Origin of the sequence: Aeromonas sp. FDAARGOS 1402 (assembly GCF_019046925.1) — a bacterium.
Taxonomy (GTDB): domain Bacteria; phylum Pseudomonadota; class Gammaproteobacteria; order Enterobacterales; family Aeromonadaceae; genus Aeromonas; species Aeromonas caviae.
Genome location: NZ_CP077201.1, coordinates 4,362,626 through 4,377,071 on the forward strand (window position 1 = coordinate 4,362,626; position 14,446 = coordinate 4,377,071).

Sequence of the window (14,446 nt, forward strand, 5' to 3'; positions counted from 1 at the left end):
CCTAACAAAACCTTCCTGATCCGGGACCCGTGAACGCCCCGGACTCTTGAGTCTTAAATGGGCCACCAGGGGCCGTTGAAGAAGCTGGTGAGCCAGCCCTGTTCCTGGGTGTTCGCCAGATCCCCGGTACCGCCGTAATAGATACGCGCATTGGCCACCCGCTGGGAGGAGACGCTGTTTTCCGAGCTCACGTCCTCCGGGCGCACCAGACCGGTGATACGGATGTATTCGTTGCCATTGTTGAGCATGATCCACTTCTCGCCGCGCACCAGCAGGTTGCCGTTTGGCAGTACCTTGACCACGCTGACCGAAATGTTGCCCTGCAGGCTGTTGCTCTGATCCGCCTTGGCCTGCCCCTTGAAGGCACTGTTCTGGCCGATGGAGGCCGACAGATCGTAGGGCCCCGCCGTGACCGGCACGCCACCCAGGGTGACGGGGTCGAGCGCCAGCTTGTTGTCCTTGCCGCTCTGGGTGTTGGCCTTTTTCGACGCAGAGGTCGACTCCGCCAACTGGATGGTGATGATGTCACCCACCCGGTGCGCCTTGATGTCCGAGTAGATGCCGTTGACCTGCTCGGGCTGGAAGATGGCGCCGGTCGGGCGCACCGACACCGGCTCCGACTCCCCGTAGACGGGGGCGAAATCCGGGTCATCCGGTTTGGCGGTATTGGGGGTACTGGTGCAACCCGCCAGGGTCAGCAGTCCCAGCATCCATATGGCTTTCATCATGACACTCCTTTCATCAGGTCCGCTGGGTCAGGAAGGACATCATGGAGTCGACGGCGGAGATGACCTTGGAGTTCATCTCGTAGACCCGCTGAGCCTGGATGAGATTCACCAGCTCCTCGGTCACGTTGACGTTGGAGGTCTCCAGCATCCCCTGCTTGATCACCCCCAGCCCGTCCGCGCCGGCAGTCCCCTGAATGGGGGCGCCGCTGGACTGGGTCTCGAGGAAGAGGTTCTCCCCCATGGGCTGCAGGCCGGTGGGGTTGACGAAGTCCGTGGTGTTGATCTGGCCCACCACCTGGGACTGGCCATCCCCCTTGAGCTGGACGGAGACCTGGCCATCCTCCCCCACGGTGACGCTCTGGGCGTTCTCGGGGATCTGGATCTCCGGTTGCAACGGGTAACCGTTGCCCGGGGTGACGATGGTCCCCTCGTCGTTCAGGGTGAACTGGCCGTTGCGGGTATAGGCGGCGCTGCCATCGGGCAGCTGGATTTCGAAGTAGCCGCGACCGCTGATCATCAGATCAAGGGAGTTGTCCGTGGTCTGGACGTTGCCCTGACTGTGGTTTTTCTGGGTGGCGACCACCTTGGTCCCCGCCCCCAGCATCAGGCCGGAAGGGAGCTCGGTGTCCGCCGAGGAGCGACCGCCAGGCTGGTTGATGTTCTGATAAAGCAGATCCTCGAAGATGGCCCGCGCCTTCTTGTAGCCCACGGTGCTGGCGTTCGCCAGGTTGTTCGAGGTGACCGAGATGTTGGTCTGCTGGGCATCGAGGCCGGTCTTGCTGATCCAGAGTGCAGGATTCATGGGGTGCTCCTTGATTAGCTGATACGCAGCAGCTGGGTTTGTGCCTCGTCGTTCTCCTCGGCGGTCTTCATGATCTTGACCTGAGTTTCAAACTGACGTTGCAAGCGAATAAGGTTGGTCATCTCGTCGACCACGTTGACGTTGCTCCCCTCAAGGGAGCCGGCGATCAGGCCCACATCCGCAGACGCGGCCTCATTCTGGCCATCCTTGCGGCGAAACAGGCCGTCCTGGCCTTTCTCCACCGCATCTGCCGCCGGGTTGACCAGCTTGATACGCTGGAAATCTTCCGGCAGGTTGGCGGCTGCACCCTCGGGACGGCCGCTGATGGTACCGTCACGATTGATCTCGATCTTCTCCATGGGCAGGGGCAGCACGATGGGCTGACCGGCATCATCCACCACATTCAGACCGGTGGAAGTCTGCAGATTGCCGGTGGCATTGAGCTGCAGGTTGCCCATGCGGGTATAGGCTTCCGCGCCGTTGGGATCCTGCACCGCAATCCAGCCCGGCCCATCGACGGCAACGTCAAGATCCCGCCCCGTGGTCTGCAGCAGGCCGTGTTGCAAGTTCTGGCCCGGCCGCTCGGTCATGGCGAACACCCGCGTGGGCAGCCCTTCGCCAAACGCCTGCATGCTGCGCGCCTGCTCGAAGTCAGACTTGAAGCCAATGGTGTTGGCGTTGGCCAGGTTGTTGCCACGAACAGCCAGGCTGTTCATGTTCTCCTTGGCCCCGGACATGGCGATGTAAAGCAGGTGATCCATGGGATCCTCCGTCAAACAGATGACTCTCACAGCTCAACTGCAAGTTGAATGCCAAGAGAGATGACGAAGATGGCATGAAAGGAGGAAATGAGGCGGGACGGAAATGACAAGGGGCGCCGAAGCGCCCCTGCCAACTACCCGCCGTCTTAGCGGATCTGCAGTATGTTCTGCTGCAGGGAGCTGTTCACTTCCAGGGAACGGGAGTTCGCCTGGAAGTTGCGCTGGGCAGTGATGAGATCGACCAGCTCGGTGGTGAGGTCCACGTTGGACTGCTCCAGCGCCGACGACTTGATGGAGCCGAACGTGCCGGAGTTCGGGGTGCCGGGCAAGGCATCGCCAGAGAGCAGGGACTGGCGCCAGGAGGTGTCGCCGACCTGGGTCAGCCCCTGAGAATTGGCAAACTTAGCCATGGCCACCATGGCAACCTTGACGGTGGTGGCATTACTGTAGGTTGCCGATATGATGCCATCTCCCGTAATTTCGACCTTCGTCAAGCGACCGACAGTGGAGCCATCCTGGGTCAATTGGTTGACTTCAAAAGGTGAAGCGTACTGTGTCACGGTACCGAGCTTGAGCTCGATATCCTGAGTGCCATCGGCACCATTAGTAATAATGCCGGCGCCTGGAGTGCCCAAGGGTTCGGTCTTAATGACCTCAGGACTAGTAGGTGTCTGCATTCTTCCAGAAGCATCAAAAGTGACACGCGCACTCAGAGGTGCTTGACTTAGGCCAGTTGCCATTGCCGTCGCTTGACCGCCAACAATATCAATGGGTTTATCACCTTCATAAAGGTACATACGCCAAGCAGTAGGTACAGTCGCCTTGCTTGGATCTGTAGAATCTGCCTCCTTGACAAAATACTGCGTGATAGTGTGCGGCTCACCAAGGGAGTCATATGCAACCACAGATGTTGATGAGGAATATGTAGTTGAATCTTTTGGATCAAACTTGGAATATGTGCGGGCGATACCGTCCTGGCTCAATTGGTTAACTTTGTATGGTAATGCCGATTCGCTTACCGCATCGAACTTGAACTCAACAACCTGAGACTCATTAGCACCATTCATGTTAATGCCAGCACCAGGAACAGCACTCGGCGGGTTGGGAGTTCCTAAAGGTACTGTTTTTAATTCAGCAGGAACCGTACCAGTCATAGTGCCAGAAGTATCGAAATTAATTCGCGCAAACTGCTGTGGGGTTCCCGCATCATTAATATTTATAGGAGTCGTCCCTTGGAAGAGGTACATACGCCAAGTTGCAGGTACTGCAGACTGAGTGGGATTTGCTGGATCTGCGTCCTTGGCAAAGTACTGAGTAATTGTGTGCTTCTCTCCAAGTGAGTCATAGACATCAGTAGTAGTTTGCATTGAATAAGTGCTGGGATCATTCGGGTCAAATGCCAAACCAGGATTAATGACATTAGCGCTAGAGTCCAAATTAAAACTGCTATTAACCTGAGAAGTCATCAATGGGTCTGCACCACTGGCTTTTGGTGTCGAGGTGGTGGGTAGATTAAAACTGGCATTGACTTGTGATGTCTGTACAGGCTCTCCGGCACGATCAGGGATCTGAATTGGCCGAGTTGCAGTAATGCTAACTGCTTTTGGGGTGCCATCGGCGTTGATCTCGTATCCCTGCAAGTAGCCACCTGAATTGCTCACCATATAGCTGTTTTCATTGAGCTTGAAGGCGCCCGCACGGGTGTAGGTGCGATCCAGGTTGGTCAGGCCGTCCGAGGTCACGAAGAAGCCGTTGCCCTGGATGGCAAGATCCAGCGCGTTGTTGGTGAATTGCAGCGCGCCCTGGTGGAACTGCTGAGCCACAGCGCCAGTCGCCACACCGTTGCCGACCTGGGTCTTGGCGTTGACGAAGATGGAATTGGCGTAGACGTCGGCAAACTCGGCACGGGACTCCTTGAAGCCGGTGGTATTGACGTTGGCAATGTTGTTCGCGGTGACGTTCAGGTCTTTTTGAGCCGCATTGATGCCGCTGAGGGCATTGTTGAATGACATGTCTTTCTCCTTAGATCACTGCGTTAGAGGACGAAGCCGACTGGGTGGTGGTCTTGCCGGTCGTCGCGCCAATTTCCAATACATCGGTCAGGTAGATGCCGCCCAGTCCCTTGAGTTTGAGGGTGCTGGGGTTGGTGCTCGTTCCCAGGGTGACGCTCTCCACCTTGGCGTAAGTCAGGGCGGGGATACTCTCCGACTTGCCGTCGACGGTGGCATGCGCCTCTATCGAATACTTGCCGCTCTTGGCCTCGTTGCCGGACTTGTCCTTGCCATCCCATTCGAAGGCCACGTTCCCCTTGTGGCTCCCTTCAATGGCGAACTCCCTGATGACCTGGCCGCTCTCGTCCTTCACCGTCACCTTAATGTTGCTGCCGCCATCGCCGGTGGCGATGACCCCCGTGAGGGTGCCCCCCTTCTCCACGTAACCCGTGTTGGACGGGATCAGCACGTTCTGCCCCACCAGCGCGGAGGCCTGCAGCGCCTGGCTGGAGGTCATCAGGCTGTTGAGGCTCTCCATCTGGGTGGAGAGGCTGCTGATCCCCTGAGACGTTGACATCGAGGTCATCTGGGAAAGCATCTGGGCGTTGTCCACCGGTTTGAACGGATCCTGATAGGAGAGCTGCATGGTCAGCAGTTTCAGGAAGGACTCCTGATCCAGCTCCTTTTTCTGGGTACTGGTGTTGACCGTACTGGTCTGGGCCGACGTCGTCCGGTTGACGCCCAGCAGGCTGTCATAGGTATCTGCCACTTATGCTCCCCCCTCTAGGGCGTGCCCACTGGGCCGATTGTTGCCGCCTGGCAGGCGATCACGGGTCACTCTCATCCGGGTTCACCTCTGTCAGGACTTGCCCAGACCCAGGGTCTGCTGCAACATTTTCTTGGCCGCATCGGCCACCTGGACGTTGGTCTGGTAGCTGCGCGACGCCGCTATCATGTCCGCCATCTCTTCCACCATGTTGACGTTGGGCTTGAAGATGAAGCCATCCTTGTCCGCCATGGGGTGATTCGGGTTGTACTCCTTGAGCAGGGGCGCATCACTCTCGACGATGCCCTTCACATCCACCCCGACCGAGGCCTGCTTGTCGGACATGGCCTGATCCAACTGGGCGGCAAAGACTGGCCGCCTGGCGTGGTAAGTTTTTTCCACGCTGGAGCTGACGCTGTCAGCGTTGGCCATGTTGCTCGCCACCGTGTTGAGGCGAACGGACTGCGCGCTCATGGCTGAGCCTGCAATGTCAAAGACCTTGAACAAACTCATCCTTGCTCTCCTTTCAGTGCCTTGAGCAGGCCGCTTATCTTGCTGTTCATGAATTCAAGAGAGGCCTGGTATTCAAGGCTGTTGCGCAGGAACTCGCTGCGCTCCTGCTGTACGTCCACCGTGTTGCCGTCACCGGTATCCGGTTGCAGGGGATTGCGGTACTGGGCCGTGCCCGGGGAATCCATCTGCAAGGCGAAGTGCTTCTCGCTGGTAGTGCTGAGCCCGAACCCTTGCTGGCCCTGGGCATCCTGCAACGCTTGTGAGAAGTTGATGTCACGGGCCTTGAAACCCGGCGTATCCGCATTGGCGATGTTGCTGGACAACACCTCGGCACGCTTGGCGCGCACGCTCAGCGTGTACTGATGAACACCAAATGCCTTGTCGAATGAAATTGCCATAGCACACCTCCTGCTTCATGGATATTTAGCAAGAGGTGTGCCAAGAGGGTATTGAGCGGGGTTATTTGACCTTGTAGACGATGCCGGGGTTGCAGCGGATCATCTCGAACTTATCGGTGAGGCCAGCCAGAGACTCGGAGGCCCCCAGCATCAGGTAGCCGCCAGGATTGAGGCTGCTGGCGAACTGGTTGAGGATCTTGGATTTCACTTCGGGCGCAAAGTAGATGAGCACGTTGCGACAGAAGATGATGTCAAACTTGCCGAGCAGGCTGTAGCTCTCCAGCAGGTTGAGAGGGCGGAAGCTGGTCAATTTTCTGACACGTTCCACCACCCGCATCTTGTTGTCGCCATAGGGTTCGAAAAAGAGTCGCTTGCGCTCGGGGGAAAGCCCGCGAGCCAGTGCAAGGCTATCGTAGATCCCTTCCTTACACTGGTTCAGCATGGTGCTGGATATATCGGTCCCTACTATTTGCACCCCGCCCGGCATGCTACCCGGCCGTTTAACTTGCTGCTCCAGCGCCGTCATGGCGATGGAGTAGGGCTCCTGTCCGGACGAAGAGGCGGCAGACCATATCTTGATGGTGCGACCGCTCTTACCAAGCTCCGGGAAAATCTTGTCACTCAATAACTGGAACGGATAGGTATCGCGAAACCACAAAGTCTCGTTGGTGGTCATGGCATCGATCACTGCCATCTTGAGTTCCCGCTCGCGCACGCTCATCGCCCGGGTGACCAGATCAGACAGACTCTCGATACCAAACTGAGTCATCAAGGGCGACAGGCGGCTTTTAACCAGATACTGTTTGTTGTCACCCAGTACTATGCCGCTATGTTGTGCCAGAAAATTGCTGAATTGCCTGTATAAGTCGTCCGAAAGTGTCTTCATGCAGTTGTTCTTCTTGATTAGAGAGCGCCTTGTACGGCCTTGGCCAATTCATCCGGCTGGAATTTGGCAATGAAATTGTTCGCTCCGACTTTCTGCACCATGGCCTGATTGAACACCCCACTGAGGGAAGTGTGCAGGATAACATGCAAATCCTTGAGGTTGGGATTGTTGCGGATCTCGGCGGTGAAGGTATAACCATCCATCTCCGGCATTTCAATATCTGAAATAACCAATGCAATCTGATCATGTATGGGGCCATTTTTGGACATCTCCAACAACATGTTGAGCGCTTCCCGTCCATCCTTGGCCAGCACGCACTGCACCCCGATAGCCTCCAGTGCACGTTGTACCTGCTTGCGCGCAACCGAAGAGTCGTCCGCAACCAGCACGGGACGCCCGTGAGGATTGCGCTCCACGCTTGCTTCCACCAACTCGGTGGACACCTCAGTGGAGACCGGAGAAATCTCGTTGAGAATGCGCTCCACGTCCAAGATCTCCACCAGCTCGCCATCTACCTCGGTCACTGCCGTCATGTAGTTGATGCGACCAGCCCCTTTGGGTGGCGGCAGAATGGACTCCCAGTTCATGTTGATGATGCGCTCGACCGAGTGGACCAGGAACCCCTGAATGGAGCGGTTGTACTCGGAGATGATGATGAAGCACTTGGAGAGATCCTGGATGGGGCGCTTGCCCATCGCCATGCTGAGATCGATCACCGAGATGGTCTGGCCACGGATATGTGCCACGCCGCGAATGCAGGAGTTGAGCTTGGGCATGACGGTCAGAGGGGGACACTGCAGCACCTCGCGTACCTTGAATACGTTGATGCCAAATCTTTGACGTCCATTGAGACGAAACAGCAGCAGCTCCAGCCTATTTTGTCCCACTAATTGGGTTCGCTGGTTAACCGAGTCCAGAACACTCGCCATAAACACTCCCTAAAAATGCTTGGCACTGATCGTGCATATCATTATGCATGCACATTGGCTTGCATCAGACCATCGTTGTTTCAACAACAGAATAATTCTGGAGCAAGCATAGTTAACTACGGTGGTATACGTGAATAACTTATCGACCGGTAAGCAAAAATGATTAGTAGACTTTTCCTTATCTTACTGCCGTTTTGCAGTCTGTCTCACGCCATGGCGTCCGAGGTCACCGACTATCTGCAAGAACAGGCACAGGCGTTCGTGCTCGACCAGCTCGATATTCCCCTCGATGCACAGGCCGACGTCAAGGCCGGCACCATTGACGAGCGCCTCCCCCTCACGCGCTGCGAAGATGCCCTCACCATTTCCCTCCCCGCCCGGATGGAGATCCGTCGCAACACCACCGTCTACCTCAAGTGCGAGGGAGATAAATCCTGGGATCTCTATCTCCCTGTCCGGGTCAGCATCCAGAAACCCTATGTCACCGTCGCCGTCCCGGTTGCCAAGGGAGACATCCTGAGCGAACCGATGCTGACCTTGGCATACCAGGACCAAACCCTGATCCGTGGCGACTACCTTACCGATCCGACCGCACTTATCGGGGTACGTAGCAAACGTGAGCTCAAACCGGGCCAGCCAATCAGACTGACCCAGGTCTGCGTGGTCTGCAAGGGGGACCAGGTCACCCTGAGTGCTGAAAACAGCAGCATGCAGATCAAAACCATGGCCCGCGCCTTGCAAGATGGCAGCTTCGGAGACATGATCCGGCTTGTCAACACGCGCTCGGGCAGAACGGTGCAAGGCCAGGTCAGTGCAGTGGGCTCCGTGGTCGTGACATTCTGACACAGGAATGCACTGCGCAATTTTTTTCTAAAGTTCTGACCGCCGTCACCGATACACAGGTAAGCGAACAGCAAAGCAGACGAAGGTAAACCTTATGGCTATCAACAATATCAACAACTTGGCTAACAACCGCCTGCAAAACAGCGGCAACAGCCAAGGTGTAGCCACCAAGTCGGCGACCTCCAGCGAGAGCAGCCGTGCGACGACCGTCAAGAGCGACTCTGTCTCCTTGACCAGTGAGGCGCAGCAATTGCAACAGATGCAGAAGACCCTCAACACCGCCTCCACCGGTAACGAGAGCCGCGTCGAGAGCCTGAAGAAGGCCGTGGCCAGTGGGGAGTACAAGGTCAACAGCGAAGCCGTGGCCAGAAAGATGTTCAGCTTCGAAGCCGATCTGGATAAACGGTTGGGATGATGGACCTCCCTTCGCTGCTGCGCGCTCAGGACGACAACCTCTCCCAGATGCAAGGCTTGCTGGCAGAGGAGTTCGACCTCCTCAAGGCTCACCGGGCCCTTGCGTTGCCGGCACTCGCCGATCGCAAGCAACAACTGCTGGTGGCCATCGAGATGCTGGACAAGACTCTGGCAGAGCTACCCGACCTGCAGCAACAGCTGGGCGCCTTCCCGACCCAATTGCAGGCCCTTCAAGCCAAGCTGGAAGCCTGTCAGGAGCAGAACAACCTCAACGGACGTCTGCTCGAACTCAGCATTGTCTCCAATCGCCGTCTCGCCAGCTTCCTCAGCAAGCTCAGAGACAGCAGCTCCCTGACCTATGACGCCAAAGGCAATACCCGCTCAGGCACCCGCTCTTTCGGGATCAAGGCCTGATCTCCTCTCCCTCTTCTGGTTTCCTCTCCTTGTCAGCCCCTCATCAGAGCACCAGCTGCATCAGGGTTTCTCCATCCTTGCAGGCATGGATGTTCATGCAGCCCTCGTCATAGCACCCATAACTGGCCACCCACTCGCCCCTTGGAAAACAGATAGACCCCGGGTTCATCAGGATCATTTCTCCCTCCTGGCGCAGCACAGGCACATGGGTATGACCGCTGATGAACAGGCTCCCTGCTGGCAGGGGCACGTTGCCGGACTCATAGAGATGACCGTGGCTGACAAACCAACGCCGCCCATCCACCAGTAGCTGGTTGTAGGGCGCCGTGTTGACATCCTCCCCCACCTTAGCGCTTCGCGTCACAGGAGGGGGATTCCCATTACTGGGTGATAGCTGCTCGCGCAGTACCGGGTTCCTGCTTCATCGGGCGGCCTGATTGCACCGCGCCTCCACAGGCTAAAACGGCGTGTCCCGCCGCTAAAATATTGCGAGCGCCGTTCACATCGGCGTTCGCCTCATAACCACACGCAGCGCATTTAAACTGGCTTTGCGTCTGGCGGTTATCCTTCGCAGTATGCCCACAACAGGCGCACTGCTGGCTGGTGTAGGCCGGGTTTATCGCCAACACCTGACCACCTCGCCATGCCTGCTTGTATTCGAGCTGGCGGCGCAGCTCAAACCAGCCCTGATCTAATATCGAACGATTCAGCCCTGATTTTGCCCGGACGTTGCGCCCCGGCTGACTGGTCGTGCCTGCTGCTGATTTTGACATGCTGGCAACCTTCAAATCCTCAATGACGATCATCGCGTGGTTTTTGCTGATAGTCGTTGTGACCTTGTGAAGGTAATCGCGGCGGGTGTTGGCGATATGTGAGTGCAGCCGCTGGATCTTGGCTTTTTGTTTCTTCCAGTTGCTGCTGAACTTTACCTTTTTGCTCAACTGGCGTTGGAGCCTTGCCAGCTTGGTCTGATTGGTTTTGAAGCTGTTGACGGGCTCAAACACCGTGCCATCTGACAGGGTTGCGAGCTTGGCGATCCCCGCATCCAGCCCGACCATTGAGCCGGAGGGGTGAATTGGCTCGGACGTCTCCTGCTCGACCTGAAAGGAGATATACCAGTGCCCGGCTGCTTGGCTGACGGTCGCGTTTTTAATTTTTCCTGCAACTGGCTGGGACTGGCGAAACTTGACCCACGCCAGCCCGGCAGGAAGCTTCACGCGACCCTTTTCAAGGCGGCAATACTTGTCGAAGTTGACGAACCGGATAGCGTCGCGGTTGTCGCTTTTTTTCTTGAATACGGGTGCCTTGGCGGCGAGTTTCTTATTAAAGCAGCGCATCCACGCGCCATGCAAATCCTTGAGCTTCTGCTGGAGGTTGTCGGTATATGCCTCGGCCAGAAAGGCCATTTCTGGGTCTTTCTTCCAACTGGTGAGCATCCTGTTCAGCTCAAAGGCAGAAGGCAGTTTTTCGCCAGCATCCAGAATGCGTTTGGTTTCTGCCAGCCCGTGATTCCAGACATAACGAGCACAACCGCCCAACTGGCGCAGGCGTTGCGCTTGTTGTTCGGTCGGTTCGAGTCGGAATTTGTAGGCTTTCAGAATTTGCATTTGGCGCTCAGTGTGTAGCATTATTGCCATATCTATTAAGCCCGATTGAGTGACAGAATGCAATTCACTAAAATTAATAAATCACGCCATGCGGCCTACGCTTTGCACGTACATTTGGTGTTTATCACCAAGTATCGAAAGCCGATATTGGGGGATCTGCATCACGCCTCCTTCGGTCAGTGTGCGGCAGAGGTTTGCAGAGATTTTGGTGCGGAACTGAAAGAGTGTGACGGAGAGGCTGATCATGTTCACATGCTGATAGAGTACGCGCCAACGGTACAGCTATCGGTACTGGTGAACTCGTTAAAGGCGGTCACATCAAGGCGACTGCGTAATGAATTTCTGGACTTGAGAGGTGCTTACAGCAAACCCGTACTCTGGTCACGCTCTTACTTTGCGGGCTCTTGCGGCGGAGCACCGTTGGAGGTGATCAAGCAATACATTCAAAACCAGCGGGGCTGACGCCCCGGCGAAATTCCCCTCCCACCTACGTCGGAGGGAGTCCCCTTTCGCATTTAAGATGGCAATCTTCATTCCACACTCCTCATGGCTGGCTGAAATAGAGATCCTTGGTGGCGATGGCGCCCTTGAGGTTGCGGCTCGGCAAGCCGCGCAGTGCCGGGTCCACCAGTCTCATCTGGTTGTAGTGATAGACGGGGATGACGGGCACCTCCTCCATCAGCAGTTGCTCGGCCTGATGATAGATCCCGGACCGAACGTTGGCATCCAGGGTCTCGGAGGCCTGCTGCAGCAGACCATCGAAGACGGGGTTGCAGTAGCCGCTCTCGTTCTGGGGATCCTGGCAGCGGAAACTGCCAAGCATGGACGACGGCTCGACATAATCACCAAACAAAAATGAACGAGCCAGCATGAAATCACCACTGTTCTTGGCCACCTGATAAGCATTCCACTCCATGTTGTTGAGGGAGACTTCTACCCCCAGCGGTTTCCACATGGCCGCCACCGCCAGAGCCAGCTTCTTGTGGTTCTCCGACGTGTTGTAGGTCAGTGTCAACCTGAGAGGATGGGCGCTGTTGTAGCCTGCCTGGGCCAACAGCGCGGCTGCGCGGGCCAACCGAGTTGACTGGTCTTCCCGGGAGAGGGGGATATCCAGTTCGTCATAACCTGGCATGGCGGGCAGCAATGACCAGGCAGGACGTTCTCCCTGGCCGCTCACCTTCTCGGTCAGCAGGTAGCGATCAATGGCCATGGAGAGCGCTTGGCGCACCCGCACATCCTGCAATTCAGGGAGATTGAGATTGAAGGTATAAAGATAGGTGCCAAGCAGCGGCAAACCCCAGATCCGCCCCGGTGCCTCCTGCATGGTCTTCTGGTAGTACTCCAGCGCCACCTTGTTGGTGAGCTGGATCTCCCCCGCTTCGTAACGCAGCCGCTCCCCATGCTGGGAAGCGAGCGGCAGGTAGGTCACCCGCTGGATCCGGGTATGGGCGTCATCCCAGTACTGGGGGTTGCGCTCGGCTTCGATGCGCTCGTTCACCACCCAGCTCGCCAGCTTGTAAGGGCCATTGCTCACCATCTTGCCTGGCTGGGTCCACTGCTTGCCAAACTGGGTGATGACCCGTTCGTTGACCGGCACGAAGGGACGCTGGCTGACCAGTTGCAGGAAATAGGGAACGGGACGCTCCAGGGTCACTTTCAGGATCTGGTCGCTTTCTGCCTCCACCCCCAGGGCATCGAGATCGAGCGCACCGGCATAAATGGACTGGGCATTGTTGATGCCGGTCGCCAGCAACAGGCCAGCGGAGGGGGAAGCCTGCGCCGGATTCAGCAGCCGCCGCCAGGCGTAGACGAAATCCCGGGCTGTGAGGGGCTCGCCGTTGGACCATTTGAGCTGGGGACGCAGAAAGAAACGCCACACCAGTCCATCCTCGCTGGTCTCCCAGCGCTGGGCCTGGGCGGGCACTATCATGCCCTGTCCATCCTCGCTCACCAGCCCCTCGAACAGGTCCACCAGCACCACCTCCCCTGGGAAGCCGGAGCGGATCAGGGCCGGATCGAGGGACTCGGGTTCGGCGCCATTGCCTTTGACCAGGGTTTGTCTATCTGAAATGTAAGTCTGCTCAACCACGCTACTAGCCAGTGACGGCGGCACCGCCATCAACCCAAGCAGTAAGGGAGATAGCCAGCGACGGGCTGGCCTGACGGCGAAACGGTAAAACATACATTAACCTCGTTCAATTCTTTTGACTGCAATAGGGAGAAGGCCGGCGGCGCGCCTGGAAACGAATGCATGATGCCGCGCTTGTTATCCCCGAAGACGGCCCGTATTGTATCGGGCCTGCCCGATAGAGGGAGTCTTCCGGGCTATTTTTTTCATGGTTTTATGACGACATAGCGGCCACGGGTGCGTGCGACAGCAAGAAGGCACGCTCCCCTGCCCCGTAAGCAATCGGCCCGGGGTGATATGTCGCCTGTAGGTCCGGTTGTCGTCTACCGTTTCAGGGGTCTTTATGGGTTACGAATGGCTGGCGCTGGCTGCCGCCAGTTTATGGGCGATCGCCGCCCTCATCTCCGTCAAACCGGCTCGCCATCTGGGGGCCTTTGCCTACAGCCGCTGGCGGATGTTCCTGGTCAGCCTGATGCTGGCCAGCGCAAGTCTGGTGACGGGAGGCTGGCAGACCCTCACCGAGAGCGCCCTTCCCCTGCTGGCCCTCTCCGGCCTCATCGGCATCTTCGTCGGCGACACCGCCCTCTTTGCCTGCATGAACCGACTCGGCCCCAGGCGCAGCGGTCTGCTCTTCTCCTGCCACGCCCTCTTCTCCGCCCTGCTCGGGCTCTGGCTCTTTGGCGAGCAGCTCGATGGTTGGCGCCTGCCGGGCGCCTTGCTGGTCCTGGCCGGAGTCATGCTCGCCATCCTGTTTGGTCGTCGTGGCGACAACCCGCAGAACGAATGGGAGCTGGTGCGCGGCCGCCTCGTGGTCGGCATAGCCCTTGGCCTCACCGCAGCCCTGTGCCAGAGCCTCGGAGCCATCATCGCCAAGCCGGTGATGATGAGCGGCACCGTGGACGCGGTGAGCGCTTCCGGCGTGCGCATGGGCAGCGCCCTCTTGGCACACTGCGTCTTGCGGGCACTGCGCCTGCCGCTCGCCATGCCGCACAACCCCATCAACCGGCAAGTGCTCGGCATGATAGGCATCAACGGATTTCTGGCGATGACGCTGGGAATGACCCTGATCCTGGTGGCCCTGCGTCAGGGAGATGTGGGCATGGTGGCCATCTTGTCTTCCACCACGCCGGTCATTCTGCTGCCCTTGCTGTGGTGGCACTCGGGGATGCGTCCCTCGCTCCCCGCCTGGGCCGGTGCCCTGCTCGCCACCCTGGGCACGGCCCTGGTGCTCGGAATGGGGAACTGAGCCCCGTCTCTCCTGCAAGA

General features: G+C 57.7%; 16 protein-coding genes and 2 pseudogenes. 5 read left to right on the plus strand and 13 right to left on the minus strand.

Going from position 1 to position 14,446, the window contains the following annotated elements; translation table 11 throughout:
- Positions 1 to 53: 53 nt before the first annotated feature.
- The 10 genes and pseudogenes from flgH to I6L32_RS20390 all read right to left on the minus strand — a co-directional run bounded on the left by flgH (position 54) and on the right by I6L32_RS20390 (position 7,774).
- A complete protein-coding gene (gene flgH / locus I6L32_RS20350; RefSeq protein WP_010675289.1) occupies positions 54 to 725 on the minus strand; it encodes a flagellar basal body L-ring protein FlgH in 672 nt (223 codons plus the stop codon).
- A gap of 16 nt (positions 726 to 741) precedes the next feature.
- A complete protein-coding gene (flgG, locus tag I6L32_RS20355; protein WP_216944402.1) occupies positions 742 to 1,530 on the minus strand; it encodes a flagellar basal-body rod protein FlgG in 789 nt (262 codons plus the stop codon).
- Positions 1,531 to 1,544: 14 nt separating this feature from the next.
- Positions 1,545 to 2,291 (minus strand): flagellar basal-body rod protein FlgF, encoded by a 747-nt coding sequence (gene flgF / locus I6L32_RS20360; RefSeq protein ID WP_042648967.1) that lies wholly within the window; start codon positions 2,289 to 2,291, stop codon positions 1,545 to 1,547.
- A gap of 146 nt (positions 2,292 to 2,437) precedes the next feature.
- Positions 2,438 to 3,196: a flagellar hook-basal body complex protein gene (locus I6L32_RS23215; RefSeq protein WP_232048264.1), complete on the minus strand. Its 759-nt coding sequence runs from the start codon at positions 3,194 to 3,196 to the stop codon at positions 2,438 to 2,440.
- 3 nt (positions 3,197 to 3,199) lie between these two features.
- A pseudogene (locus tag I6L32_RS23220) lies at positions 3,200 to 4,303 on the minus strand (flagellar hook protein FlgE); the annotation flags it as partial.
- Between the two features lie 10 nt (positions 4,304 to 4,313).
- Entirely contained in the window at positions 4,314 to 5,051 is a 738-nt protein-coding gene (locus I6L32_RS20370; protein ID WP_102948625.1) for a flagellar hook assembly protein FlgD, read from the minus strand.
- A gap of 90 nt (positions 5,052 to 5,141) precedes the next feature.
- The gene (gene flgC / locus I6L32_RS20375; protein WP_005329775.1) at positions 5,142 to 5,561 is read right to left on the minus strand and encodes a flagellar basal body rod protein FlgC; all 420 of its coding nucleotides are present in this window, start codon (positions 5,559 to 5,561) and stop codon (positions 5,142 to 5,144) included.
- Positions 5,558 to 5,959, minus strand: a complete 402-nt coding sequence (gene flgB / locus I6L32_RS20380) for a flagellar basal body rod protein FlgB (RefSeq protein ID WP_124813436.1) — start codon at positions 5,957 to 5,959, stop codon at positions 5,558 to 5,560. Before flgB ends, flgC begins: the two co-directional genes overlap by 4 nt.
- Positions 5,960 to 6,020: 61 nt before the next feature.
- Positions 6,021 to 6,845, minus strand: a complete 825-nt coding sequence (locus I6L32_RS20385; protein ID WP_124813437.1) for a protein-glutamate O-methyltransferase CheR — start codon at positions 6,843 to 6,845, stop codon at positions 6,021 to 6,023.
- A gap of 17 nt (positions 6,846 to 6,862) precedes the next feature.
- Positions 6,863 to 7,774: a chemotaxis protein CheV gene (locus I6L32_RS20390; protein WP_053288335.1), complete on the minus strand. Its 912-nt coding sequence runs from the start codon at positions 7,772 to 7,774 to the stop codon at positions 6,863 to 6,865.
- 237 nt (positions 7,775 to 8,011) lie between these two features.
- Here I6L32_RS20390 and flgA point away from each other — a divergent pair, with 237 nt between their 5' ends.
- From flgA to I6L32_RS20405, 3 genes are all read left to right on the plus strand, one after another.
- Complete coding sequence (flgA, locus tag I6L32_RS20395; RefSeq protein WP_029314756.1) at positions 8,012 to 8,617, plus strand: flagellar basal body P-ring formation chaperone FlgA; 606 nt, start codon at positions 8,012 to 8,014, stop codon at positions 8,615 to 8,617.
- A 94-nt stretch (positions 8,618 to 8,711) separates the two neighbouring features.
- Positions 8,712 to 9,032, plus strand: coding sequence for a flagellar biosynthesis anti-sigma factor FlgM (flgM, locus tag I6L32_RS20400; protein WP_042864123.1), 321 nt, complete (start codon positions 8,712 to 8,714; stop codon positions 9,030 to 9,032).
- On the plus strand, positions 9,029 to 9,445 hold the full coding sequence (locus tag I6L32_RS20405) for a flagella synthesis protein FlgN (protein ID WP_010675299.1): 417 nt from the start codon (positions 9,029 to 9,031) through the stop codon (positions 9,443 to 9,445). The genes flgM and I6L32_RS20405 overlap by 4 nt, the downstream gene beginning before the upstream one ends.
- Positions 9,446 to 9,488: 43 nt before the next feature.
- On the opposite strand, the pseudogene I6L32_RS20410 reads toward I6L32_RS20405, so the two are convergent.
- Both I6L32_RS20410 and I6L32_RS20415 read right to left on the minus strand, forming a co-directional pair.
- Positions 9,489 to 9,773, minus strand: a pseudogene (locus I6L32_RS20410) (metallophosphoesterase family protein); the annotation flags it as partial.
- A 52-nt stretch (positions 9,774 to 9,825) separates the two neighbouring features.
- Positions 9,826 to 11,052, minus strand: coding sequence for an RNA-guided endonuclease TnpB family protein (locus I6L32_RS20415; RefSeq protein ID WP_216944403.1), 1,227 nt, complete (start codon positions 11,050 to 11,052; stop codon positions 9,826 to 9,828).
- A 57-nt stretch (positions 11,053 to 11,109) separates the two neighbouring features.
- Between I6L32_RS20415 and tnpA the strand changes: the two genes are divergently transcribed.
- Positions 11,110 to 11,514: an IS200/IS605-like element ISAs26 family transposase gene (gene tnpA / locus I6L32_RS20420; protein ID WP_021141233.1), complete on the plus strand. Its 405-nt coding sequence runs from the start codon at positions 11,110 to 11,112 to the stop codon at positions 11,512 to 11,514.
- A gap of 82 nt (positions 11,515 to 11,596) precedes the next feature.
- Here the strand turns inward: tnpA and I6L32_RS20425 are convergent, their stop codons facing one another.
- Positions 11,597 to 13,234 carry a peptide ABC transporter substrate-binding protein gene (locus tag I6L32_RS20425; protein WP_102948627.1) on the minus strand — a complete coding sequence of 546 codons (1,638 nt, stop codon included), beginning with the start codon at positions 13,232 to 13,234 and terminating at the stop codon, positions 11,597 to 11,599.
- A 289-nt stretch (positions 13,235 to 13,523) separates the two neighbouring features.
- On the opposite strand from I6L32_RS20425, the gene I6L32_RS20430 reads away from it, so the two are divergent.
- The gene (locus I6L32_RS20430; RefSeq protein WP_216944404.1) at positions 13,524 to 14,426 is read left to right on the plus strand and encodes a DMT family transporter; all 903 of its coding nucleotides are present in this window, start codon (positions 13,524 to 13,526) and stop codon (positions 14,424 to 14,426) included.
- The last annotated feature ends 20 nt before the right edge of the window (positions 14,427 to 14,446 follow it).

Bases quoted from the DNA above. Each gene is read 5' to 3' on its own strand.
- flgH (WP_010675289.1), bottom strand. From the start codon at position 725: ATGAAAGCCATATGGATGCTGGGACTGCTGACCCTGGCGGGTTGCACC.
- flgG (WP_216944402.1), bottom strand. From the start codon at position 1,530: ATGAATCCTGCACTCTGGATCAGCAAGACCGGCCTCGATGCCCAGCAG.
- I6L32_RS20430 (WP_216944404.1), top strand. From the start codon at position 13,524: ATGGGTTACGAATGGCTGGCGCTGGCTGCCGCCAGTTTATGGGCGATC.
- flgM (WP_042864123.1), top strand. From the start codon at position 8,712: ATGGCTATCAACAATATCAACAACTTGGCTAACAACCGCCTGCAAAAC.
- flgB (WP_124813436.1), bottom strand. From the start codon at position 5,959: ATGGCAATTTCATTCGACAAGGCATTTGGTGTTCATCAGTACACGCTG.
- I6L32_RS20385 (WP_124813437.1), bottom strand. From the start codon at position 6,845: ATGAAGACACTTTCGGACGACTTATACAGGCAATTCAGCAATTTTCTG.
- I6L32_RS20405 (WP_010675299.1), top strand. From the start codon at position 9,029: ATGATGGACCTCCCTTCGCTGCTGCGCGCTCAGGACGACAACCTCTCC.
- flgC (WP_005329775.1), bottom strand. From the start codon at position 5,561: ATGAGTTTGTTCAAGGTCTTTGACATTGCAGGCTCAGCCATGAGCGCG.
- I6L32_RS20425 (WP_102948627.1), bottom strand. From the start codon at position 13,234: ATGTTTTACCGTTTCGCCGTCAGGCCAGCCCGTCGCTGGCTATCTCCC.
- I6L32_RS20390 (WP_053288335.1), bottom strand. From the start codon at position 7,774: ATGGCGAGTGTTCTGGACTCGGTTAACCAGCGAACCCAATTAGTGGGA.
- tnpA (WP_021141233.1), top strand. From the start codon at position 11,110: ATGCAATTCACTAAAATTAATAAATCACGCCATGCGGCCTACGCTTTG.
- flgF (WP_042648967.1), bottom strand. From the start codon at position 2,291: ATGGATCACCTGCTTTACATCGCCATGTCCGGGGCCAAGGAGAACATG.
- I6L32_RS20415 (WP_216944403.1), bottom strand. From the start codon at position 11,052: ATGCAAATTCTGAAAGCCTACAAATTCCGACTCGAACCGACCGAACAA.